This is a genomic window from Amycolatopsis thermoflava N1165, assembly GCF_000473265.1.
Classification (GTDB): domain Bacteria; phylum Actinomycetota; class Actinomycetes; order Mycobacteriales; family Pseudonocardiaceae; genus Amycolatopsis_E; species Amycolatopsis_E thermoflava.
This window is the reverse complement of sequence record NZ_KI421511.1, coordinates 5013467-5037220: the sequence shown is the minus strand read 5'-3', so window position 1 is coordinate 5037220 and position 23754 is coordinate 5013467. Positions and strand designations below refer to the sequence as shown.

Below are 23754 nucleotides of genomic sequence, written 5' to 3'. Positions count from 1 at the left end.
CCGGACCCGCACGGCCCCGAAGCCGACGAAAGCCCCGGGTCCGTGGACTCCGGGGCTTGTGGTGACGGTTTGGTGTGGGCACCTACGCGATCACGGGAGCCGGAGTCCGGGTCCCGTAGAAAAATCGGTACGCGTGGTGCTGCACGAGATCAGTATGGCACAACTCGCCCCCGTGCGCGGACGGCCGCGTGTGCGACCAGGCTCACGCCGAGCCAGAACAACGGGAACACCGGCCAGAAGAACTCCGCGCCGGACACCACGAACCGCGCGATGAGCAGCGCGGACAGCACGGCCACCGCCGCGGCGTGCACCCGCAGGGGCACGGGGAAGCGGGAGGGGCGCGGCGGCGTTGGTTCCGGTAGGTCCCGCGTGAGCGCGGACAGTTCGTCGACGTAGGTCGCGGCGTAGGCGGCGGCGAGGCGATCTTCCGCTTCGCCTAGGGTCAGCCTGCCCTCGCCGCTCGCTTCCTGCAGCCGGGTCGCCACGCGCTCCCGGTCCTGGTCCCCGGCGCGGATCCGGTTCGATGGTGCGTCCATGCCGTCGATCCTCCGCCGCGGCGAGCGGGCGCGCGTCCGTCCGCCGACGACACCTGGCGGTACGTCCGGCGCGGTAAACCGTCAGTGCCCCCGAGTAGCGTGGAGAACCGATGAGCACCCTGTTCGACCTCCCCGCCGAGCCGCCCGCGCGCCCAGCGCCGGGCCGCCACGCCGACCTGCTCGCCGACCTCAACCCCGCGCAGCGGGAGGCGGTCACGCACGCGGGCGCGCCGCTGCTGGTCGTCGCGGGCGCCGGGTCGGGCAAGACCCGGGTGCTGACCCGCCGGATCGCCTACCTGCTGGCCGAACGCGGCGTGCACCCCGGCGAGATCATGGCGATCACGTTCACCAACAAGGCCGCGGCCGAGATGCGCGAGCGCGTCAGCGACCTCGTCGGCAGGCGGGCCAACGCGATGTGGGTCTCCACGTTCCACTCGATGTGCGTGCGGTTGCTGCGCCGCGAGGCCAAGACGCTGGACATGTCGTCGAACTTCTCGATCTACGACGCCGACGACACGCGGCGGCTGGTCACGCTCGTTGCGCGCGACCTGGACGTCGACCCCAAGCGCTACCCGGCCCGCGCGCTGGCCGTGCACATCTCCAACCACAAGAACGAGCTGACCGATCCGGAGGACGCCGCGGCGAAGGCGTCCAACGACCTGGAGCGCCGCGTCGCCGAGGTCTACGCCGAGTACCAGCGGCGGCTGCGGCTGGCCAACGCGTTCGACTTCGACGACCTGATCATGCGCACCGTCGAGCTGTTCCAGGCCTTCCCGGACGTGGCCGAGCACTACCGCCGCCGGTTCCGGCACGTGCTGGTCGACGAGTACCAGGACACCAACCACGCCCAGTACACGCTGGTGCGGGAGCTGGTCGGCACGTCGACGAGCGAGTCCGGCGTCGAGCCGGCGGAGCTGTGCGTGGTCGGTGACGCCGACCAGTCGATCTACGCCTTCCGCGGCGCCACGATCCGCAACATCGAGGAGTTCGAGCGGGACTTCCCGGACGCCCGCACGATCCTGCTGGAGCAGAACTACCGCTCCACCCAGACCATCCTGTCCGCGGCCAACGCGGTCATCGCGCGAAACCCCAACCGCCGGGACAAGCGGCTGTGGACCGACTCGGGCGACGGCGAGAAGATCGGCGTGTACGTCGCCGACAACGAGCACGACGAGGCGGCGTTCGTCGCGGGCGAGATCGACGCGCTGGTCGACCAGGGGCAGGCGAAGTACTCCGACGTCGCGGTCTTCTACCGCACCAACAACCAGTCCCGCGTGTTCGAGGAGATCTTCATCCGGCTCGGCCTGCCCTACCGGGTGGTCGGCGGCGTCCGGTTCTACGAGCGCCGCGAGGTCCGGGACGCGCTGGCCTACCTGCGGGTGCTGGCCAACCCGGAGGACACGGTCAGCCTGCGCCGCATCCTGAACGTGCCCAAGCGGGGCATCGGCGACCGGGCCGAGGCGTGCGTGGCGACGCACGCCGAGCGCGAGCGGATCTCCTTCGCGGCCGCGCTGCGCGACGCCGCGGCGGGCCGGGTGGCGCTGCTCAACCCGCGCTCGGCCAAGGCGATCGCCGGGTTCGTCGAGCTGCTCGACGGGCTGATCGAGCTGGTCGACAGCGGCGCCGAGGTCGCGGACGTGCTCGAAGCGGTGCTCGAGCGCACCGGGTACCGGGCCGAGCTGGAGGAGTCCGACGACCCGCAGGACGCCTCGCGCGTGGACAACCTGACCGAGCTCGTCACCGTCGCCCGCGAGTTCACGGAGCAGGCGGCCGAGATGGCGCCGCTTGCCGAGGACGACGACGGGGTGCCCGAGCCGGGCTCGCTGGCGGCGTTCCTGGAGCGGGTGTCGCTCGTCGCGGACGCCGACTCGGTGCCGACGCCGGACGAGGACGGCGAGGAAGAGGACTCCGGCGTGGTCACGCTGATGACCGTGCACACCGCCAAGGGGCTGGAGTACCCGGTCGTGTTCTGCACCGGCTGGGAGGACGGGGTGTTCCCGCACCTGCGTGCGCTGGGCGAGCCCGCCGAGCTGGCGGAGGAGCGGCGGCTGGCGTACGTGGCGATCACGCGGGCGCGGCAGCGGCTGTACCTGAGCCGGGCGATCACCCGGTCGGCGTGGGGGCAGCCGATGACGAACCCGGCGTCCCGGTTCTTCGACGAGGTGCCGTCCGAGCTGCTCGACTGGCGCCGCGAGGAGCCGTCGTCCGCCGCCGAGTCGTCGTTCGGGTCCCCGCGCGCCGCGACCACCTGGGGCCGCCGCTCGCGCTTCGGCGAGGATTCCGCGCAGGCAGGCATCGCGGCCCGCGGCATGCGGTCGACGCCGTTCAAGGGCTGGCAGAACACGGTCGCGCTGAAGCTCGAGGTGGGCGACCGGGTCAACCACGACAAGTACGGGCTCGGCACGGTGGTCGAGGCGTCCGGCGAGGGCCCCCGCGCCACGGCGACGATCGATTTCGGCAGTGCGGGCAAGGTGAAGCTGATGCTGATCGGCAGCGTGCCGATGGTGAAGCTGTAGGTCCTGTTCGCCGCGGTGGCGTGCCGTGCGCCGGCCGCCGCCGTGGCGGTCTTCTTTGCCGCCGTGATGTGCCGTTCGCTGGCTGCCAAGCTGTTGGTTGCTTGTGCGGTGCTTGCTGCCGACCGCGGCCTGCGATCCATGCTGTTGGGCCCTCTGCGCCGCGGTGGCGTCCCGCTCCCCGGCAACCACCACAACCGGCTGCCTATGCCTGCCTGACCACCCGCAACTCGAGCGTGCGCCCGGACCGTTAACCCGTTCGAGCGAACGTCGAGCCCCGCTGCCCGAGCACGCCAAAACTGTCAGACCCCTCCGATACAACTGTCTCGAACGAAAGTTCGAACCCTCGGGAGGTCATGGTGTGGGCAGGCAGTGGTTCCCGTACGTGCGGGCGGGCGTCCTGGAACGCGTCGAGCGCATGGTCGCGCGTGCGGCTCGCGACGGTGCACTACCGGCCGCGGAGGCTCTCGTCGTCCTCGGAGCCTGGCAGGCGCTGCTGGAGCGGCACGGCGGGCCGGACGGCCGGTGCGTCCTGTGCCGGCGCACTTCGCGGCGGCTGTGCGGGGTCTGGCAGGTCGCGGTGGCCTATTTCGTGCGGCCGGACGCCCCGTGAACGAGCACGGGAGGGGCCGTCACAGGTAGACGCCGCGGGCGGCGAGCCAGGTGCGCGGGTCGACCTTCTTGGTGCCGTTGAGCCACACCTCGAAGTGCAGGTGCGGGCCGGTGCTCTGGCCGCGGTTGCCGATCTCGGCGATCTTTTGGCCGCACTTGACCTTCTGGCCCTCGCGCACCGAGTAGCTGTTCATGTGGCCGTACACCTGCACGGTGCCGTCGTCCAGCTGGATCTTCACCCACAGGCCGAAGCCGCTGGCCGGGCCGGCCTCGATCACGGTGCCGTCGGAGGCGGCGTAGATCGGGGTGCCGATCGAGTTGGCGATGTCGATGCCGTAGTGGCTGGTGCCCCAGCGGGCGCCGAAGCCGGAGGTGTACGTGCCCTTCGCGGGCAGGCAGGTCTTCGGGCGGGCGGCCTCTTCGGCGGCGGCGCGGGCGGCTTCGGCGTCCCGGGCCTGGCGGGCCATCGTGACGTTCTCGCTGTCGGTGAGGCGCTGCACCTCGGCCGACGCGTCCGTGAAGTTGGCCGCGGGAAGGATCTCGGGAGCGCCGGTGGGAGCGTCACCACCGACGGCGAACGACGCGCTGGCGTCCTCGGCGTTGGCCAGCGGGGTCACACCGGCGTCGGAGGTCTGCACGGCCTGGAGGGTCTGTCCTGCGGCGGCAGCGGCGAACGCGCCGGCCGCGACAGCGGCGACGACGACCCGGCCGCGCAGCGCCGACGAAGGCGCGGGGAGCCGGTGGGCGCCCCGGACCCGGACGACGGCGCCGTCCTGAGCGTCGTCGTCGAGTTCCGGGGAAGGAGCTTGGCCGCCGGGGGAGCGGTATCGAGCCAAGTCAGGGCCTTCCGTTGCTCGGGGGGTCAGACCGTAGGCGCCGGGCGGGGGATCCCGGTGGGCAACCGTTCGGGGGGTTGGCTGCCCGTCGCCCACATCGTGACCTGACCGTGATGGGGACCGGGGGACAGTAACGAAGGGATGTGGTCGTCGGCAAGAACCGGCCGCCGTCTGGGCCGAACGTGGGGCGCGGGCCGGCCGTCCAGCAGCGGCGATGACACTGGGTAGAGGGGATATTCCGCCGTTGGTGTGACGTCCGACACGGTTTGTTAGTTCGTGGGGTTCCGGGGGCAACCTCGGAGGCTTGCTAGCGTCGGCGCCGGTGTCGGTAGCGAGACCGCGCGGGCCCGCGCTCGTCTGTGAGGCGGTGGTGCCGGGCGCCGGTGTCAGGCACAGGCTGCGGTGCGCCGCGGCTCTCGGACGCCGAGGCCGGCCGTCCCGACCGCTCCTCCGACCCTCGACGACGTGAGAACACATGGACACTGACAGCACCGGCGGCGCGGCTGCCGTGCAGCTCGACGCCATCCCCGACACGGCCGCCGCGGGCCGCTCCCCGTCAGTCGCGGCCTACGTGGTGGGTGCGGTCTCGGCCGTGCTGCTCGCCGTGGGTGCCGCCGTGCCCGTTGTGAACGGCGTGGCGCGGGGTTTCCACAGCGTGCCGTTGCTGGTGGTGCTCGCCGTCGCGCCGATGGCCGTGGTCGCGGTGCTGGCGCTGAAGGGACGCCACCAGACGGCGGCGGGAGTGCTGGCCGCCGTGGCGGCGCTCGCCCCCGGGCGGCTGGTGCTCGACCTGATCCTGCTGACGGACCCGGTCCGCGCCGCGCGTCCGGAGCTGTTCCGGCTGCACTCACTGGCCGACCCCGGCACCGCGCCCGGCCTGTGGCTCCTGCTGGCCGGCCACCTGGCGGCGATCGCCGCGGGGGTGATGGCAACACGAGCCGCTGCCCCGAAGGCGGACACCCCGTGGACGCCGAGGGCCTCCGCCGCAGCCGAGGCCGCCGCCGCCCGAGCCGGAGGCCCTGGCCCGGGCGGCCCCAGCACCGATCCCGTGGCCGATCCCGGCAGCATCGCCCGGACCGCCGACGGTGACGCACCCGGCGGTGCTGCCGCAGTGAACGGGGGAGCCGCAGGCGGCGAGGGCGAGTCGCGCTCGATCGACGAGCCGGCTGGTGACAGTGCTGACGAGAAGGCGGCTGGTGAGCCGGACGCAGTCAGCGCGGGAGACGCGAACGACCGCGCCGGCGCAATCCCTGCTGTGAAGCCGAACACCGAATACACCGCCCGGATCGGCAGCTCTGGCCGCGCCCCCGCCGCCAGCCCGGGCCGAGCCGCCACCCCCGCCGACGCCGCTGACCAGGCCTCTGCCCCTGACGACGACTCTGGTCGGGCTTCTGCCTCGGGCGGTGGTTCTGCCGGGGCTGCTGGTGCCCGCCGTTGCCCGCGCCCCCGCCGCCGACTCTGGCGGAGCCGTCACCCCCGCCGACGCCGCTGATCAGGCCTTTGCGCCTGACGATGACTCTGGTCGGGCTTCTGTCTCGGGCGGTGGTTCTGCCGGGGCTGCTGGTGCCCGCCGTGGCCGCGCCCCCGCCGCCAGCCCTGGCCGAGCCGCCACCCGTGCCACCCCGGCTGACCAGCCCGCTGCCTCCGAGGGCGCCTGGCCCGAGGCGGCCGACGTGAGCCGCGCGGGGCTGATCTTCGGGATGTTCGCCGCGGTCGTCGCGGGCGTCGGGGTCATGATGGCGCCCTTCACCTCGACCGACGCGTTCCTGCCCGCGGGCAGCGCGTTCGAGAGCCCGGGCCTCGTCCTCGCCGGCAGTCTGCTGCTCGCCTTCGCGCTGCCCGTCGCCACCGTGTTGCTCGCCGGCTCGGGCACGGCCGTCGCCCGGGGTGGGTTGCTCGGGCTCGGCGTCACCGCCGCCGTCGTCGGGTTGCCGAACCTCGTCTCCGGGCTCAGCCTGCCCGGGGTGCGCCTCGCGGCGGGGCCGATCCTCGTGCTCGTCGGGGCGGCCGGGATGATCGCCGCCGCGTTCCTGCCCACCGCCACCACCCCGGACGCCGCCCAGGACGACGAGGCGGGCGAGATCACCCTGCCCGGCATCCGCCGCCTGCGGATCGTCACCGGCGTCCTCGCCGTGCTCACCGCCGCCGCGGCCATCGCCGGCGCCCTCACGCCCCAGGTGGTCATCACCGAGACCCTCAACGGCCCGCAGAGCCCCTCCCGCTCCGCACTGCTCGTCGCGGGGCTGCTGGTCGGCCTGCTGGGCCTCGTCATGTTCACCGCCGGCCCGGCCGCCTACGCCCGGCCCGCCCTCTCGGTCGCCTGGGTCACGATCCCGCTCGCCGGCACCGCCGTCCTGACCATGGCCGTCACCGCCACCGAGCTGGGCGCCGGCCTCACCCCGGGACCCGGCGTGCTCTGGACCGCGCTCGCGATCGTCGGGTCGGCCATCACCGCCTGCTGCTCCGTCGTCGCGGGCATGGTCGAACGCGACGAGACGACCGACCCGGCCACCGCGTTCGGCGACGGCCCCGCCCTGCCCGGCGCGGACCTGCTCACCCCGCTGGTCGCCGCGGGGATACTCGCCATCGGCGCCTTCGGCACGCCCTCGATCCTCGCGCCGGACTACGTTGAGCCCGCCCTGTGGTCGAGCTTCGGCACCCCCTCGTGGGGCCTGCTGGTCGCGCTGCTCACCGTGCTCGGCGCGTGCGTCCTCGCCCCGCGTTGCCGTCCCGCCCGCGCCGCGGCGCTGCTCGCCGGCGCCGCCTGCGTCGCCGGGCTGCGTGCCGCGGAGTTGCCACTCGTGGGTGATGAGATCGCCGGCGCGCACGCCGGGCTGGGCTGGTGGCTCGCGCTGGGCTGCGCACTCGCCCTGGTCATCGCCGCCGTTCTGGCCGCGCGTGGCTCGATTCACACCCCGAAACCACGCTCTGGATCCATACGGTGACCGAGTTCACCGGATGCGCCGCCCCGAGCCAAAGCCCAGGTCGCTAGGGTCGTCTCCGTCCGGCAGCATGGTTTGCAACAAGCACCCGCCTGCGGATCGCCCCTCGCGAGACGACCGGTGACTCAGGCGGTGTGTGTCGTCAGGAGACTGGAGTAGTGGACCTCTACGAATACCAGGCGAAGGACCTCTTCGCCGCCCACGGCGTGCCGGTACTGCCCGGCGCCGTAGCGAGCACCCCGGAAGAAGCCCAGGCCGCCGCCGAGAAGATCGGTGGACAGGTCGTCGTCAAGGCCCAGGTGAAGACCGGTGGCCGCGGCAAGGCCGGTGGCGTGAAGCTCGCCAAGGACCCGGCCGAGGCCAAGGAGAAGGCCGAAGCCATCCTCGGCCTCGACATCAAGGGCCACATCACGCACCGCGTGCTGGTGACCGAGGCGTCCGACATCGCGGAGGAGTACTACTTCTCCTTCCTGCTGGACCGCGCCAACCGCACCTTCCTGGCCATGGCGTCCGCCGAGGGCGGCATGGAGATCGAGCAGCTGGCCGTGGAGCGGCCCGAGGCGCTCGCCAAGGTGCCGGTCGACGCGATCGCCGGTGTCGACAAGGCCAAGGCGCTGGAGATCCTGACCCAGGGCAACTTCCCCGAGGCCATCCGCGACCAGGCGGCCGACGTGGTCGTCAAGCTGTGGGAGACCTTCGTGGCCGAGGACGCCACCCTGGTCGAGGTCAACCCGCTGGTCCGCGACCCGCAGGACAAGATCGTCGCCCTCGACGGCAAGGTCACCCTGGACGAGAACGCCGCCTTCCGCCAGCCGAAGCAGGAAGAGCTCGTCGACAAGCAGACCGAGGACCCGCTGGAGGCCAAGGCCAAGGCGAAGGACCTCAACTACGTCAAGCTCGACGGCGAGGTCGGCATCATCGGCAACGGCGCGGGCCTGGTCATGTCCACCCTGGACGTGGTCGCCTACGCCGGTGAGAAGCACGGCGGCGTCAAGCCCGCCAACTTCCTCGACATCGGCGGTGGCGCCTCGGCCGAGGTCATGGCCGCCGGCCTGGACGTCATCCTGAACGACCCGGCCGTCAAGTCGGTGTTCGTCAACGTCTTCGGTGGCATCACCGCGTGCGACGCGGTCGCGACCGGCATCGTCGAGGCCCTCAAGATCCTGGGCGACGAGGCCACCAAGCCGCTCGTGGTCCGGCTCGACGGCAACAACGTCGAGGAAGGCCGCCGGATCCTCAACGAGGCCAACCACCCGCTGGTCACGCAGGTGGACACCATGGACAACGCAGCGGACAAGGCTGCCGAGCTGGCCGCGGCAGGAGCGTAAGAGACATGTCGATCTTCCTCGATTCCAGCAGCAAGATCATCGTTCAGGGCATCACCGGGTCCGAGGGCACCAAGCACGCGACCAAGATGCTGCAGGCCGGCTCGAACATCGTCGGCGGCGTGAACGCCCGCAAGGCGGGCCAGACCGTCACCATCGCGGGCAAGGACCTCACCGTGTTCGGCACGGTCGAGGAGGCCATGAAGGAGACCGGCGCCGACGTGTCGGTCATCTTCGTGCCGCCGAAGTTCGCCAAGGACGCGGTCATCGAGGCCATCGACGCCGAGATCCCGCTCGCCGTGGTGATCACCGAGGGCATCCCGGTGCACGACTCGGCCTACTTCTGGGCCCACGCGGTCGCCAAGGGCAACAAGACCCGCATCATCGGCCCGAACTGCCCGGGCGTCATCTCGCCGGGCAAGTCCAACGCGGGCATCATCCCGGCCAACATCACCGGCCCTGGCAAGATCGGGCTGGTGTCGAAGTCGGGCACGCTGACCTACCAGATGATGTACGAGCTGCGTGACATCGGCTTCTCCACCGCCGTCGGCATCGGTGGCGACCCGGTCATCGGCACCACGCACATCGACGCTCTGGAGGCCTTCCAGGCCGACCCGGAGACCGAGGTCATCGTCATGATCGGTGAGATCGGTGGCGACGCCGAGGAGCGGGCCGCGGCCTACATCAAGGAGAACGTGACCAAGCCGGTCGTCGGCTACGTCGCGGGCTTCACCGCCCCCGAGGGCAAGACGATGGGTCACGCGGGCGCGATCGTGTCCGGCTCGGCCGGCACCGCGCAGGCGAAGAAGGAGGCCCTCGAGGCCGCGGGCGTGAAGGTCGGCAAGACGCCGTCCGAGACCGCCGCGCTGGCCCGGGAGCTGTACGAGAACCTGCACTGACCTAGCGGTCCACACGCCGGCCGGGCACCGTTCGCGGTGCCCGGCCTGCGTGCTTCCCGGCCCCCGAAATTCGACGCAACCGTTTGCCGCCCCGGCACGTCGGATAGCCGGATGGGGTGACCGGGAACCCCGGGACGTGTTGCATCGTTCCCGGACATATCGGCACCCCGGTTCGGGCGAAGACAGGAGAGCAAGCGCGATGACGTTCCCCAGTGGTGGACCGGGATACCCGCAGCAGGGCGGCGGTGGCCAGCCCCCGGGGACCGGCGGGGTTCCCCCAGCAGCAGCCCCCGGCGCAGCAGGGCCCGAGCCTGTCGCCGGCGAACCTGAGCATGATCCTGACGCTGTTCATCGCCCTGCTGGGCCTGGTGAACTACTTCATCGGCTTCTCCGAGGAGGCGCAGGGCGCCGACCAGCCGGTCCTGTTCCTGCTCGTGGGCGGCCTGCTGGCCGGCCTGGCGGTGCTGCCGAGGGGCCCGCGGACGCTCCCGTTCGCGGTGCTGTTCAGCGTGCTCGGCGCGCTCACCGCGATCCTGGTGGTCGTGCACATCCCGGAGCAGGCCGAGACCCCGGGCATCTACACGGTGATCCTGATCCTCGGCATCCTGCAGATGCTGGTCGCGGTCGCGGCGCTGCTGTTCGACGCGGGTGTGCTGAAGATGCCGCAGCCGCAGCAGCCGCAGTACGGCCAGCCCTACGGTCAGCCGGGCCAGTTCGGCCAGGGCCCCGGTGAGCAGAAGGGCGGCCCGTCGGGCACCCAGTACGGCCCGCCGGTGACGCCGCCGCAGCAGCAGTCCACGGTGTACGCCCCGCAGCAGGGCCAGTTCTACAACCCGGCGGCCAAGCCCGAGGGCCAGCAGGGCCAGCACCCCGGCACCCCGCCCGGTGGCAGCCCCCAGGGTTGATCTTCCGCGCAGGAGCGCCCCTTCCCGGTCCGGGAAGGGGCGCTTTTCAGTTCGCGTGTGACACCGCCGTCGTGTGGCTTAACCCGCATGAGGGAGGAACGGCGTGGCTCACCCGGGCGGAGCAGTGTTGGTGCGAGGGTGCGAAGCATGCAGGTGCTCACCTCGTACCGCCGATCCGGGAAAGGGGTGACGGACCCGGGACACCGGGGCGAGCGCTCACCGGTCGTCCGGGCGAGGGTGTTCGCCGCGGCGGTCCTCGGTCCCATCGTCGCCGGGTACGTCGTGGTCGCGGCCCTGTTCGGGCTGGTCACGGCCATGGCCCCGGCGGGGGAGTTCGCGATCGGCGGGGTGCTGCGTGCGGCCGGGCCGGGCTGGCTCGCCGCCTACCAGGTGCCCGTGGAGATCGCCGGGCGCCCGCTCGGCGTGCTGCCGTTGCTGGCGACGATCGGCGCGCTGGCGCTGGTCGCCCGATCGGCGGCGACTGCGACGCGGCGTCTCGGCTATGCCGAGCCCGGCGCCACCGTGCCGTTGATCGCCGCGGTGACCAGTGGGCACGCCCTCGCCGGGCTGGGGATCGCGTTGTTCGACGACAGCGCCGGGGTACGCGTCGAGCCGCTGTCCGCGTTCGCCGTGCCCGCGGTTCTCGCGGGTGTCGCCGCCGCGGCCGGCGCGGCGTCGCAGTCCGGTGGCGCGGCAGCTGCCCGCGACTACCTGGACCCGCTCGCGGTGCGCGGGCTGCGTGCCGGCGCGCTGGGCCTGGCCGGGCTGCTCGCGGTCGGCGCGCTCGTGCACACCGTTGCGCTGGTCCTCGCCTCGGGCACGATCCGCCAGCTGTTCGCGGCGAACGCGCCGGGGTTCGGCAGCGGCGCCGGGATGCTGTTGCTGTCGCTGGGGTACCTGCCCAACGCGGTCGTCGGCGGCCTGGCCTTCGTCACCGGTCCCGGCTTCTCGATCGGGTCGTTCTCGGCAGGCGCGTTCTCGTTCACCGGGGGTCCGGTGCCCGGCCTGCCGGTGCTGGCCGGCGTTCCCGAGCACGCGGCGCCCTGGTGGCCGGTCCTCATGCTGCTGCCGGCCGGGGTCGGCGCGCTGCTCGGCTGGTCGCTGCGCCGAGCCGACGAGAACCCGTTCGCCCGGCTGCGGATCGTCGGCATCGCGGGCGCGCTCGTCGGGTTCGGATGTGTGTTGCTCGGCACTCTCGCCGGCGGCAGGCTCGGCGGCGGCGCGTTCGACCCGGTGAGCATCCCGGTCGGGCTGGTGTCCGTCGCCGCGTTCGGCTGGATCGCGGTGCCCGGCGGTCTGATCGCCTGGTTCGCCGGCCCGCACGCGCGTCCCGAGCCCGCGCCCGAGCCGGAAGAACCCGAGGTGGAGCCCGAAATCGAGGCCGAATTGGAGAACCTCGACGCCGAGCTCGAAGAGCTGGAATCCGAGGCCGAGGAAGAGGCCGGAGAGCCTGCCGAGGAGGACCCGGAATTGGACTCCGAAGAGGAGCCCGAGGACGAGCCGGACGACAGCGAGGAGCAACCGCCCACCGACGGGAAGCCCGACGAGCCCAGTTAGTCTGGTCGGGACATAGGCACGGGCGAAGGAGAGGCGTTGAACTCCAGCCGGTTGGAACTGCCCGTCCCGGTCAAGCTGGTGGTGCTCGCCTCCGGATCGGGCACGCTGCTGCAGTCGCTCCTGGACGCGACCGAGCGCATCGACTTCCCGGCGAAGATCGTCGCCGTCGGCACGGACCGCACGGGCGTCGAGGCGCTGGCCCGCGCCGAGCGCGCCGGGGTGCCGTACTTCACCGTCCGGCTGAGCGACCACCCGGACCGCGACGCCTGGGACAAGGCCCTCACCGAGGCGGTCGCCGCCTACGAGCCGGACCTGGTCGTGTCGGCCGGCTTCCTGAAGATCCTGGGGACGAACTTCCTCACGCGCTTCCCGAACCGCGTGATCAACACCCACCCGGCCCTGCTGCCGTCGTTCCCGGGGATGCACTCCGTGGCCGACGCGCTGGAGCTGGGCGTCAAGCTGACCGGCTGCACGGTGCACTTCGTGGACGCCGGGGTCGACACGGGTCCGATCATCGCCCAGGAGGCGGTGGCGGTCGAGCCGGACGACGACGAGGACAGGCTGCACGAGCGGATCAAGGTCGTGGAACGACGGCTGCTCGTGGACGTGGTGGAACGACTCGGCCGGGCCGGTGCCACGGTCGAGGGACGGAAGGTGAGGTTGCGGTGACGGTGGAAGACCGGCGTCCGGTGAAGCGCGCGCTGATCGGCGTTTCGGACAAGACGGGCCTGCTGGAGCTGGGCACCGCGCTGCACGCGGCGGGTGTGGAGATCGTTTCCACCGGCGGCACGGCGAAGGCGCTGGCCGACGCCGGGGTGCCGGTCACGCCGGTCGAGCAGGTCACCGGGTTCCCGGAGTCGTTCGACGGGCGCGTGAAGACGCTGCACCCGCGGGTGCACGCGGGCCTGCTGGCCGACCGCGACCGGCCCGAGCACGTCGAGCAGCTGCGTGAGCTGGACATCGCGCCGTTCGACCTGCTGGTCGTCAACCTCTACCCGTTCCGGGAGACCGTCGCCTCCGGCGCGAGCCCCGAGGACTGCGTGGAGAACATCGACATCGGCGGTCCGGCGATGGTCCGCGCCGCGGCGAAGAACCACAACAACGTCGCCGTCGTGGTCGACCCGGCCCGCTACGACTGGGTGCTGGAGCAGGTCCGCGCCGGCGGCTTCGCGCTGGCCGACCGCAAGCGCCTGGCAGCCCAGGCGTACGCGCACACCGCCAGCTACGACATCGCGGTCGCGTCGTGGTTCGCCAACGCCTACGCCCCGGCCGACGACTCCGGCTTCCCCGACTTCACCGGCGCCACCTGGGAGCGCGGCGAAGTGCTGCGCTACGGCGAGAACCCGCACCAGCGCGCCGCGGTCTACCGGCACTGGCGCGGCGGGCTGGCGCACGCCGAGCAGCTGCACGGCAAGGCCATGTCCTACAACAACTACGTCGACACCGACGCCGCGCGCCGGGCCGCCTACGACTTCGAGGGCCCCGCGGTCGCGATCATCAAGCACGCCAACCCGTGCGGCATCGCGGTCGGCCTGGACATCGCCGAGGCGCACCGCAAGGCCCACGCGTGCGACCCGGTGTCGGCCTACGGCGGCGTGATCGCGGCGAACCGGCCGATCACCCGTGCGGCCGCCGAGCAGATCGCCGAGGTGTTCACCGAGGTCGTGCTCGCGCCGGACTTCGAGGACGAGGCGCTGGACGTGCTCAAGCGCAAGAAGAACGTGCGTCTGCTGAAGCTGCCCGCGCTCACCGACGCGGACCCGATCGAGTTCCGGCCGATCTCCGGCGGCGTGCTCGTGCAGACCGTCGACCGGATCGACGCGCCCGGCGACTCGCCGGCGAACTGGACGCTGGCCACCGGCGAGGCCGCCGACGCCGACACGCTCGCGGACCTGGTGTTCGCGTGGCGGGCGATCCGCGCGGTGAAGTCGAACGCGATCCTGCTGGCCAGCGGCGGTGCGACGGTCGGCGTCGGCATGGGGCAGGTCAACCGCGTCGACTCGTCCCGGCTGGCCGTGCAGCGCGCCGGTGACCGGGTCAAGGGCGCGGTGGCCGCGTCCGACGCGTTCTTCCCGTTCCCGGACGGGCTGCAGGTGCTGATCGACGCCGGCGTGAAGGCCGTCGTCCAGCCCGGTGGCTCGGTGCGGGACGCCGAGGTGATCGCGGCGGCCGAGGAGGCCGGCGTGACGCTGTACCTGACGGGCACGCGCCACTTCGCCCACTGACGGCTTAGAGCCGGGTGGCGGTCCCGGTGATCGTCACCCGCTCGTCGCCGGGGTGGACGTCGACGAGCAGTTCGCTGCGCCGCCCCATGTCCTCGCCCTGCACGATCGTGAGGCGCCGGGGTTCGGTGACCTTGCCGAGGGCTTTCAGGTAGCCGCCGAAGGCTGCGGCTGCCGCGCCCGTCGCGGGGTCCTCGACGACGCCGCCGACCGGGAACGGGTCGCGGGCGTGCACGACGTTCTCGTCTTGCGCGTGGAACAGGTGCACGGTGGTCCAGCCGTGCTCGCGCATCACGCCCGCGAGGCGGTCGAAGTCGTAGTCGAGGCGGGCCAGGCGGTCCCGCGTGGCGGCGGCGAGCACGAGGTGGTCGTTGCCCGCGAAGGCGACGTGCGGCGGCCAGGCCGGGGCGAGGTCGTCGCGGGACCAGCGGAGCGCGTCCAGAGTCTGGCTCAGTTCGTCCTCGGTGGCGGGCCGGGAGCGTGCGGGGACGCTGGTGAAGCCGGCGGTGATCGCGTCTCCGCCGCTGGTCCGGAGCGTGATCGGGCCGGCCGGGGTGTCGAAGAGCAGGTCGCCGGTGCCCGTCCGTTCGGCGAGCGCGACCGCGGTGGCGATGGTGGCGTGCCCGCAGAAGGCGACCTCGGCCAGCGGGCTGAAGTAGCGCACGCGGTAGTGGCGGGGGCCGTCCGGGATGGCGAAGGCGGTCTCCGAGTAGCCGACGTCCGCGGCGATCTTCTGCATGTCGTTGTCGGTGAGCCCGGTGGCGTCGAGGACGACACCGGCCGGGTTGCCGCCGGTGGGGTCGCTGCTGAACGCGGTGTAGCGGAGGACCTCGGTCATGAGGTCGATTCTGCCGGATGGAGGGGCGCGATGGTCGGTATTATCATACCGTCCAAACAATACCGTTCCCTGAACAAGAGGTACCCGTGATCGAACTGAAGACGCCTGCGGAGATCGAGCGCATGCACGTGACCGGGCGTTTCGTGGCCGAGGTGCTCACCGAGGTCGGCAGGCTCGCCGACGTGGGCGTCAACCTCCTGGACCTGGAGCACCACGTCCGCGGCATGATCAAGCGGCGCGGGGCCGAGTCCTGCTACTGGGACTACGCCCCGTCCTTCGGCGAGGGCCCGTTCCGCAACGTCATCTGCCTGTCGGTCAACGACGCCGTCCTGCACGGCCTGCCGCACGACTACACGCTGCGTGACGGCGACGTGCTCACTGCGGACCTCGCGGTGACCATCGACGGCTGGGCGGCGGACTCGGCGCGCACGGTCGTCGTCGGGACCGCGGCCGAGGAGGACCTGCGGATCATCCGCGCCACCGAGGAGGCGCTGGAGGCCGCGATCGAGGCGGCCCGCCCCGGCAACCGCCTCGGCGACATCTCGGCGGCGATCGGGTCCGTGGCCGAGGCGTACGGCTACCCGGTGAACACCGAGTTCGGTGGTCACGCCATCGGCCGCACCATGCACGAGGACCTCCATGTCCCCAACAAGGGCCGGGCGGGCCGCGGTCTGAAGCTCCGGCCCGGGCTGACCCTCGCGCTCGAACCGTGGTTCGCGCGCACCACCGACCGCATCGTCCACGACCCCGACGGCTGGACGATCCGGTCGGCCGACGGCTCCCGCACGGCGCACTCCGAGCACACGGTCGCCATCACCGAGGACGGCCCGCTGGTGCTCACCCGGCGTGACGAGGAGGGCCGCGCCTCGGCTTGACATCGCACAGGTGTTCGAGGCAAACTAGGCGCATCGAACAGCAGTTCGAACAGTCGCCGGCTTCCCCACGGTGACGTCCGCAGGTTCTCGCAGGCGCGTCGTGGGGAGGTGGCATGTCGGTCGCGACACTGGCAGCTCTGCCCGGGGTGAGCACGGCGAGCGGGGTGGCCGCCGCGGCGGAGCACGCCCAGCTGACCGGGCGCGTCCTGCCGGTGCTGCCGGAGTTGCGCCGCCTGCTGCCGTCGGCGGGCCTGCGGCGCGGGAGCACGATCGCGGTGCGCGGATCGACGTCGTTGCTCCTGGCGCTGCTGGCCGAGGCGACGGCGACCGGATCGTGGGCCGCGGCGGTGGGGATGCCGGACCTCGGTCTGGTGGCCGCCGCGGAACTTGGGGTCGAGGTGAGCCGGCTCGCGCTGGTGCCGCGGCCAGGGGCCGAGTTCGCCGCGGTCACCGGCGCGCTGCTGGACGGGGTGGACGTGGTGGCGGTCGCCGCTCGGGGCGCGGCGCCGCAGGAGGCACGGCGCCTTTCGGCGCGGGCACGGCACCGGGGCGCCGTGCTGCTCTCCCTCGGGCCGTGGCCAGGCGCCGAGGTGGAGCTGAACTGCGTGGCCGGCCGCTGGGCCGGTCTCGAAGGCGGGCACGGGTACCTGCGTGAGCGGCGGGTCCGTGTCCAGGGTGCCGGCCGGGGCGCGGCGACGCGGCCCCGGCGGGCGGATCTGCTGCTGCCGGGGTCTGCGGGGGCCCCGGCAGCAGCACCCGAGCCGGTGCTCGAACTGGCCAGGGAGGTGGGCTGATGCGCGGCGATCTTCCGGGGACGAGCGCCGTTGCTTCGGGCCACGGGCCGAGGCGCGCAGGCGGCTCGGGAACGGCGGTGGCGCGGCGCGGCGCCACCGGTGGGGTGGTGTGCTGTGGCGCGGCCGGTGGGGTGGTGTGCTGCGGGGCTGCCGGTGGGGTGGTGTGCTGTGGCGCGGCCGGTGGGGTGGTGTGCCGCGGGGCTGCCGGCGGGATGGCCTGCCGTGGCGCGGCCGGCGGGGTGTGCCGCGGGGTCGCCCGGCGCGGGAGGTGCGCCGGGCGGCCCCGGTCGGCCGGATCGCGAGTCCTGCTTTCGGTGGCGCGAGTTCTGCACTCCCGCCCGGGAGTTCTGCCTTCGGTGGCGCGAATTCCGCGCTCGGGCGCGCCAGTCCTGCCCACGGGTGGGCGGGCGCCGGATCGCGGCGCGCGAGTCCCGCAGTGTGGTGCGCGAATTCCGCGCTCGGGCGTGCGAGCGGCCCGAGCTCGAAACCCCAAGCCGGCGCAACGCCCCGGCGCGAGGAGCGCGCTATGTCCACTGTAGACAAACCGCCGCGCATGCTGGTTCTCTGGTGCCCGGACTGGCCCGCGGTCGCCGCGTGCCTGGCCGACGGCGCGCCCCTGCACCTGCCTGCCGCGGTGTTCCACGCCAACCGCGTCGTCGCGTGCACCGCTGTCGCCAGGGCGGCCGGCATCCGGCGCGGCATGCGCCGCCGGGACGCGCAGTCCCGCTGCCCGGAACTCCAGGTCTTCGGCCCGGACGAGGACCGCGACGCGCGCCTCTTCGAGCCGGTCGCGGCCGCCGTGGAGGAGCTGGTCGTCGGGGTCGAGGTGGTCCGCCCCGGCCTGGTCGCGGTGCCCGCCGACGGCGCGTCCGGCTACTTCGGCGGCGAGCTGCGCCTCGCGGAACTGCTCGTCGAGCACGTCTCCCACCAGGTGGAGTGCCAGATCGGGATCGCCGACGGCTTGTTCGCCGCGACGCTGGCCGCCCACCGGTCCCGCATCGTCGACCGCGACCGGGCCGCCGACTTCCTCGCGCCCCTGCCGGTCGACGAGCTGGACCAGCCGACCGCCGACCGCGCCGAGCTGGTGGACCTGTTGTGCCGCCTGGGTTTGCGCACGCTCGGCGCGTTCGCCGACCTCGCCGAACGGGACGTCGCCGCACGGTTCGGCCGCGCGGGCCTGATCGCGCACCGGCTGGCACGCGGTCTCGACGAACGGCCACCGCACCGGCGACGGCCGCCGCCCGAGCTCACCGTCACCAAGGCCTTCGACCCGCCGCTGGACCGGGTCGACGCCGCGGCCTTCATGGCCCGCACCCTCGCCGAGCGGTTCCACGGCGGCCTGGCCCGGCACGGCCTGGCCTGCACGCGCCTCGGCATCTACGCCACCACCGAGAACGGCGAGGAACTGAGCCGCGTGTGGCGGTGCGCGGAACCGCTGACGCCGCAGGGCATCGCGGACCGCGTGCGCTGGCAGTTCGAGGGCTGGCTGCGCGCCGCGCCCGGCGAACGGCCCAGCGCCGGGGTGGAACGGCTGCAGCTGGCGCCCGAGGAGACCGTCGAGGGGCACTCGCTGCAGCTGGGGCTGTGGCAGAAGGGCCTGCGCGGCCTGTCCGACGAGACCACCGAGCGGGCCGGCCGCGCGCTGGTGCGGGTGCAGGGCCTGCTCGGCCCGGACAACGTCTTCACCGCGGTGCTCGACGGCGGCCGCGGCCCGGCCGAGCGCGTCCGGCTGGTGCCGTGGGGCGACCCGCGGACCCCGCAGAGCCCGCCGGACGTGCCGTGGCCGGGCCGGCTGCCCGCGCCGTCCCCGGCCACGGTCTACGCGCAGCCGCTGCCCGCGCGCGTCCTCGACGCCTCGGGCGCGGAGGTGCACATCACGCGGCGGCGGGAGCTTTCCGCGCCACCGCACCGGGTTTCGGTGGGCGACGGCCCGCCGCGGGAGGTCCTGGACTGGGCCGGCCCGTGGCTGGTCGACGCGCACTGGTGGACGCCGGGTGGCGACGGGGTGCGCACCCGGGTGCAGGCGGTGCTGGCCGGGGAACCGGAAACGGCGGTGCTGCTGACGAGAGTGGGCGGATCGAGTCCGCATTGGACAGTGGAGGGAGTGTACGACTGATGGACGACGAGTACTTCCGGGACCTGCAGCACTGGCTGGCCCTGCCGCGCAAGGTGGTCGAGTCGCTCGACCCGGTCGAGGACGAGCAGATGCTGCTGCCGATCCCGGTGCCGCGCCGCCCGGTGGACTGATGGGCTTCAACAACCCGCCCGTCCCCTGGGAGGAGCTGGAGCGCAGGCTGGCGGGCAGACCGGAGACGGCCGACGGCGGGGACAGCCCCGCCTGGAGCCGGAAACGGGAGGGCTACGTCCGGCCGAGCACCGTCGAGGCCCCGCGCGGGGACGACCACGCGGGCGGGCGGCGCCGGGTGCCCTACGCCGAGCTGCACTGCCACTCCAACTTCAGCTTCCTGGACGGCGCGAGCCACCCCGAGGAGCTGGTCGAGGAGGCGGCGCGGCTGGGGCTCGACGCGATCGCGCTCACCGACCACGACGGCATGTACGGCGTGGTGCGGTTCGCCGACGCGGCGCGCGACCTGGGCGTGCGCACGGTGTTCGGCACCGAGCTGAGCTTCGGCCTGTCCGGCCCGCAGAACGGCGTCGCCGACCCGGAGGGCGAGCACCTGCTCCTGCTCGCCAAGCAGCAGGACGGTTACGCCGCCCTGTGCCGGGCGATCACCGCGGGGCAGCTCGCCGGGCACGACCACGCCGCGTCGGCGGACCGGGCGGAGAAGGGCCGCCCGGTGTACGACCTGGACGCCGTCGCGAGCGAGGTCGCGGGCAAGGTCGTGGTGCTCACCGGCTGCCGCAAGGGCGCGGTCCGGAAAGCGCTGGCGCGTGGCGGCCCGGAGGCGGCCGGACGCGAACTGCACCGGCTGCGCGACCGGTTCGGCTCGGTGTACGTCGAGCTGACCGACCACGGCTACCCCGAGGACGGGGTGCACAACGACGTCCTCGCCGCGCTGGCCGCCGAGCAGGGCCTGCCGACCGTGGCCACCACCGCCGCCCACTACGCCACCCCGGACCGGGGACGGCTGGCCGGCGCGATGGCCGCGATCCGCGCCCGCCGCGGCCTCGACGACATGGCGGGGTGGCTGCCCGCGTCCGGCATGTCGTTCCTGCGTTCCGGCGAGGAGATGGCGCAGCGGTTCGCGCGTTACCCCGGCGCGGTGCAGCGGGCCGCGCTGCTCGGGCTGGAGTGCGCCTTCGATCTGAAGCTGGTCGCGCCCGAGCTGCCGCCCTACGACGTCCCCGCCGGCTACACCGAGGCGTCCTTCCTGCGCGAGGAGGTCTACCGCGGCGCCGCGCACCGCTACCGCGACCGGCCGGAGGCGCTGGACCAGATCGAGCACGAGCTGCGGATCATCGAGCAGCTGGGCTTCCCCGGCTACTTCCTCATCGTCTGGGACATCGTCGAGTTCTGCCGTCAGAACAACATCCTGTGCCAGGGCCGCGGCTCGGCGGCGAACTCCGCGGTCTGCTACGCGCTCGGCATCACCAAGGTCGACTCGGTGCGCTGGAAACTGCTGTTCGAACGCTTCCTCGCGCCGGACCGGGACGGCTACCCGGACATCGACCTGGACATCGAGTCCGACCGCCGCGAGGAGGTGATCCAGTACGTCTACCGCAAGTACGGGCGCACTCGCACCGCGCAGGTGGCGAACGTGATCACCTACCGCGCCAAGTCCGCGATCCGGGACGCGGCAAGGGCTTTCGGGTACTCGCCCGGCCAGCAGGACGCGTGGAGCAAGCAGATCGACCGCTGGGGCCCGCTGCACGACACCAAGGACGACACCGATCACGACATCCCGCTGCCGGTGCTGCAGGTGGCCGCCGCGCTGGAGGACTTCCCGCGGCACCTGGGCATCCACTCCGGCGGCATGGTGATCTGCAACCGGCCGGTGAGCGAGGTGTGCCCGATCGAGTGGGCGCGCATGGCCGATCGCAGCGTGCTGCAGTGGGAGAAGGACGACTGCGCCTCCGTCGGTCTGGTCAAGTTCGACCTGCTCGGCCTCGGCATGCTCTCCGCGGTGCACTACATGCTCGACCTGGTGCGCGAGTTCGAGGGCGTCGAGGTCGACCTCGCGAACCTGGACCTGGAGGACCAGGAGGTCTACCGGATGCTGCAGCGCGCGGACGCGATCGGCGTGTTCCAGGTGGAGAGCCGGGCGCAGATGGCGACCCTGCCGCGGCTGAAGCCGAAGACGTTCTATGACCTGGCGATCGAGGTCGCGCTCATCCGGCCCGGCCCGATCCAGGGCGGCTCGGTGCACCCCTACATCCGGCGCGCCACGAAGAAGGAGAAGTGGCAGCATGACCACCCGCTGCTGTCCAACGCGCTGGACAAGACCTTGGGGGTGCCGCTGTTCCAGGAGCAGATGATGCAGATCGCCCTGGACGTCGCGAACTTCACCGCCGCCGAGGCCGACGAGCTGCGGCACGCGATGGGCTCGAAGCGGTCCACGCGGAAGATGGAGCGGCTGCGGGAACGGTTCTACGACGGCGCCCGGCGCAACGGCCTCGACGACGAGCTGATCGCGCGGATCTTCCACAAGCTGATGGCGTTCGCCAACTTCGGCTTCCCGGAGAGCCACGCGCTGAGCTTCGCCTACCTGGTGTTCGCCAGCGCCTACTTCAAGCGCTACCACCCGGCGGCGTTCTGCGCGGCGCTGCTGCGGGCCCAGCCGATGGGGTTCTACTCGCCGCAGTCGCTGGTCGCCGACGCCCGACGGCACGGCATCACGGTGCACGGCCCGGACATCAACGCGAGCCTGCCGCACGCGACGCTCGAACCCGGGGAGTCCGGGTTGGCGGTGCGGATCGGGCTGGCCACGGTGCGGATGATCGGGCAGAAGCTCGCCGAGGAGATCGTGGCGGAACGGCAGCGGGGCGGGGCGTTCGCCGACATGGCCGACCTGGCGCGGCGCGTGCGGCTGACCACGCCGCAGATCGAGGCGTTGGCGACGGCGGGGGCGTTCGGCCGGTTCGGCGAGATCGACGGCGACCGGCGGCGCGCGCTGTGGGCGGCCGGGGCGGTGGCGCAGGAACGGCCGGAGAAGCTGCCGGTCACGCTGGCCGGGGCGCACGCGCCGACGCTGCCCGGCATGGACCACATCGACGAGGCGGTCGCCGACGTGTGGGCGACCGGGCTGTCGCCGGACAGCTTCCCGACGGAGTTCATCCGCGAGCGGCTGGACGCGCTGGGCGTGGTGCCCGCCGCAAAACTGATGGACGTCGAAGACGGCGCCCGGGTGCTGATCGGCGGAGCGGTGACGCACCGCCAGCGCCCGGCGACCGCGGGCGGGGTCACGTTCCTGAACATCGAGGACGAGACAGGGATGGTCAACGTCGTGTGCAGCGCCGGGTTGTGGCGCCGGTACCACCGGGTGGCGCGGGGCAGCGCGGCGATGCTGATCCGCGGGGTGGTCGAACGGGCGGACGGGGTGGTGAGCGTGCGCGCGGACCGGTTGCAGCACCTGTCGATGCGGGTGCCGTCGAAGTCGCGGGACTTCCGGTGAACGGCCTGCCGATCACCGACGCGCGCGGGAACACCCTGGTCAGCGTGCGGTTCGGGGTGTCGACGGATCCCGCGGTGCCGATGCCGCTCGCGCTGGTGGTCGTCGAGGTGGACGAGCGTGTGCTGCTCGTGTTCGACCGGCGGCGCGGGCAGTGGGAGCTGCCCGGCGGGATGATCGAACCGGGGGAGACGTCGCACCACGCCGCGGTCCGGGAACTGGCCGAGGAGACCGGGATCGTCGTGACCGGGCTGCGGTTCGCCGCCGTGGCCCGGTTCGTGCTGAGCGACCCGGCGCGCCGCGAGTACGCCGCGGTCTACCGGACGGGGTTCGCGACCGAGCCCGCGGTGACGCCGCGGGAGGACGAGGTCTCCGCGATCGCGTGGTGGAACCCCCGCACGCCCCTGCTGCGGGACCAGGGCGTGCTGGACGCCGAGATCGCCCGGCGGGTCACCGGGTTGAGCTGAGGGCCCGGACCGCCGCGGTCTCCTCGCGCCACACCAGGCTCCACTCCACCGGTGGCGCGTCCGAGAACGGCACGAACGCCAGGTTCGGGCGCGCGAAGTACCGCGTCGCGTGCTCGGCGAGCGGGCTGATGCCCTCACCGGCTTCGACGGCGAGGAACAGTTCCTGGATCGTCCCGGGCGCGGGGCCGAGTTCGATGGGACGGCCCGCGGGCGTGGTCCACGGCAGCTGTGGCGGCCAGAGGGCGCGGAGCACGGTGTCGCGCGCCAGGTCCTCCAGCGACACGGATTCCTTGCGGGCGAAGGGATGTTTCGCGGCCACGGCCAGCACCAGCGGCTCGGTGTGCATCACCACCCCCGGTTCCGGCAGCAGCGTGACCAGGGCGTCGACGTCGCCGTCCCGCAGCGACCGCAGGGGATAGTCGAACGCGGCTTCCTTGACCTGCACGTGGAAGCCCTGTGCGCGCACGGTTTCCAGCCGGTCCGCGATGAGGTCGGCCACCGCGGGCGCCGCGAAACCCAGGCGCAGAACGGTGTTCCGCTCGCGCCCGGCGGCTCTGGCCCGCTCGAACGCCTCCTGGATCTGCCGGTGGGCGGGCGCGACCTCGTCCCGCAGCCGCTGCCCGATGGCGGTCAGGGCGACCCGCCGGCTGGTCCGGTCGAACAGCCGCGCGCCGATGCGCCGTTCCAGCGTGCGGATCGTCTGGCTGACCCGCGCCTGCGAGACGCGCAGCAGCTCGGCTGTGCGGCCGAAGTGCAGTTCCTCGGCGAGCACGAGGAAGATCTCGATGTCCCGCCGCTCCACATCCATAACACCCAGGTTATCGATCGCGCCCGGTTTTGTCGTTGGTCGGCGCGTTCGGGAC

Annotated in this window: 19 protein-coding genes and 1 pseudogene; 16 read left to right on the top strand and 4 right to left on the bottom strand. The window is 72.9% G+C overall.

The genetic code is table 11. From position 1 onward, the window contains the following. Nucleotides 1-149: 149 nt before the first annotated feature. Nucleotides 150-536: a DUF1707 SHOCT-like domain-containing protein gene (locus AMYTH_RS0124785; RefSeq protein ID WP_027932560.1), complete on the bottom strand. Its 387-nt coding sequence runs from the start codon at nucleotides 534-536 to the stop codon at nucleotides 150-152. Between the two features lie 110 nt (nucleotides 537-646). Here AMYTH_RS0124785 and pcrA point away from each other — a divergent pair, with 110 nt between their 5' ends. Both pcrA and AMYTH_RS0124775 read left to right on the top strand, forming a co-directional pair. Further along, entirely contained in the window at nucleotides 647-3052 is a 2406-nt protein-coding gene (pcrA, locus tag AMYTH_RS0124780; protein WP_027932559.1) for a DNA helicase PcrA, read from the top strand. A gap of 358 nt (nucleotides 3053-3410) precedes the next feature. Then, nucleotides 3411-3662 (top strand): hypothetical protein, encoded by a 252-nt coding sequence (locus tag AMYTH_RS0124775; RefSeq protein ID WP_020420065.1) that lies wholly within the window; start codon nucleotides 3411-3413, stop codon nucleotides 3660-3662. Between the two features lie 19 nt (nucleotides 3663-3681). Here AMYTH_RS0124775 and AMYTH_RS0124770 read toward each other — a convergent pair whose 3' ends face one another. Beyond that, nucleotides 3682-4497, bottom strand: a complete 816-nt coding sequence (locus AMYTH_RS0124770; protein ID WP_027932558.1) for a M23 family metallopeptidase — start codon at nucleotides 4495-4497, stop codon at nucleotides 3682-3684. A 475-nt stretch (nucleotides 4498-4972) separates the two neighbouring features. On the opposite strand from AMYTH_RS0124770, the gene AMYTH_RS47190 reads away from it, so the two are divergent. From AMYTH_RS47190 to purH, 8 genes and pseudogenes are all read left to right on the top strand, one after another. Then, entirely contained in the window at nucleotides 4973-5989 is a 1017-nt protein-coding gene (locus AMYTH_RS47190; protein ID WP_027932557.1) for a hypothetical protein, read from the top strand. 181 nt (nucleotides 5990-6170) lie between these two features. Next, complete coding sequence (locus AMYTH_RS45680; RefSeq protein ID WP_051362815.1) at nucleotides 6171-7442, top strand: hypothetical protein; 1272 nt, start codon at nucleotides 6171-6173, stop codon at nucleotides 7440-7442. A gap of 155 nt (nucleotides 7443-7597) precedes the next feature. Then, complete coding sequence (sucC, locus tag AMYTH_RS0124755) at nucleotides 7598-8767, top strand: ADP-forming succinate--CoA ligase subunit beta (protein ID WP_020420068.1); 1170 nt, start codon at nucleotides 7598-7600, stop codon at nucleotides 8765-8767. A 5-nt stretch (nucleotides 8768-8772) separates the two neighbouring features. Beyond that, nucleotides 8773-9663: a succinate--CoA ligase subunit alpha gene (sucD, locus tag AMYTH_RS0124750; RefSeq protein WP_017986721.1), complete on the top strand. Its 891-nt coding sequence runs from the start codon at nucleotides 8773-8775 to the stop codon at nucleotides 9661-9663. A gap of 199 nt (nucleotides 9664-9862) precedes the next feature. Further along, nucleotides 9863-10568 (top strand): annotated as a pseudogene (locus AMYTH_RS45675) (DUF5336 domain-containing protein). A 147-nt stretch (nucleotides 10569-10715) separates the two neighbouring features. Further along, nucleotides 10716-12125, top strand: coding sequence for a cell division protein PerM (locus AMYTH_RS0124740; protein WP_027932556.1), 1410 nt, complete (start codon nucleotides 10716-10718; stop codon nucleotides 12123-12125). Nucleotides 12126-12176: 51 nt separating this feature from the next. Then, a complete protein-coding gene (purN, locus tag AMYTH_RS0124735) occupies nucleotides 12177-12794 on the top strand; it encodes a phosphoribosylglycinamide formyltransferase (RefSeq protein ID WP_027932555.1) in 618 nt (205 codons plus the stop codon). Beyond that, the gene (gene purH, locus AMYTH_RS0124730) at nucleotides 12791-14350 is read left to right on the top strand and encodes a bifunctional phosphoribosylaminoimidazolecarboxamide formyltransferase/IMP cyclohydrolase (protein WP_027932554.1); all 1560 of its coding nucleotides are present in this window, start codon (nucleotides 12791-12793) and stop codon (nucleotides 14348-14350) included. Before purN ends, purH begins: the two co-directional genes overlap by 4 nt. Nucleotides 14351-14354: 4 nt before the next feature. On the opposite strand, the gene AMYTH_RS0124725 is transcribed toward purH, so the two are convergent. Continuing rightward, nucleotides 14355-15185 (bottom strand): PhzF family phenazine biosynthesis protein, encoded by an 831-nt coding sequence (locus AMYTH_RS0124725; RefSeq protein WP_027932553.1) that lies wholly within the window; start codon nucleotides 15183-15185, stop codon nucleotides 14355-14357. An 86-nt stretch (nucleotides 15186-15271) separates the two neighbouring features. On the opposite strand from AMYTH_RS0124725, the gene map reads away from it, so the two are divergent. From map to AMYTH_RS0124695, 6 genes are all read left to right on the top strand, one after another. Next, on the top strand, nucleotides 15272-16060 hold the full coding sequence (map, locus tag AMYTH_RS0124720; protein ID WP_027932552.1) for a type I methionyl aminopeptidase: 789 nt from the start codon (nucleotides 15272-15274) through the stop codon (nucleotides 16058-16060). 113 nt (nucleotides 16061-16173) lie between these two features. Further along, nucleotides 16174-16854, top strand: a complete 681-nt coding sequence (locus AMYTH_RS0124715; protein ID WP_020420075.1) for a hypothetical protein — start codon at nucleotides 16174-16176, stop codon at nucleotides 16852-16854. A gap of 553 nt (nucleotides 16855-17407) precedes the next feature. Then, a complete protein-coding gene (locus AMYTH_RS0124710) occupies nucleotides 17408-18970 on the top strand; it encodes a DNA polymerase Y family protein (protein WP_051362814.1) in 1563 nt (520 codons plus the stop codon). Next, nucleotides 18970-19101 (top strand): hypothetical protein, encoded by a 132-nt coding sequence (locus AMYTH_RS50945; RefSeq protein WP_020420077.1) that lies wholly within the window; start codon nucleotides 18970-18972, stop codon nucleotides 19099-19101. The genes AMYTH_RS0124710 and AMYTH_RS50945 overlap by 1 nt, the downstream gene beginning before the upstream one ends. Then, the gene (locus AMYTH_RS0124700) at nucleotides 19101-22427 is read left to right on the top strand and encodes an error-prone DNA polymerase (RefSeq protein ID WP_027932550.1); all 3327 of its coding nucleotides are present in this window, start codon (nucleotides 19101-19103) and stop codon (nucleotides 22425-22427) included. The genes AMYTH_RS50945 and AMYTH_RS0124700 overlap by 1 nt, the downstream gene beginning before the upstream one ends. Then, entirely contained in the window at nucleotides 22424-22891 is a 468-nt protein-coding gene (locus AMYTH_RS0124695) for an NUDIX hydrolase (protein WP_027932549.1), read from the top strand. The genes AMYTH_RS0124700 and AMYTH_RS0124695 overlap by 4 nt, the downstream gene beginning before the upstream one ends. Here the strand turns inward: AMYTH_RS0124695 and AMYTH_RS0124690 are convergent. Then, nucleotides 22875-23699: a LysR family transcriptional regulator gene (locus AMYTH_RS0124690; RefSeq protein WP_084022671.1), complete on the bottom strand. Its 825-nt coding sequence runs from the start codon at nucleotides 23697-23699 to the stop codon at nucleotides 22875-22877. The two genes, AMYTH_RS0124695 and AMYTH_RS0124690, sit on opposite strands and share 17 nt — an antisense overlap. Nucleotides 23700-23754 lie beyond the last annotated feature (55 nt).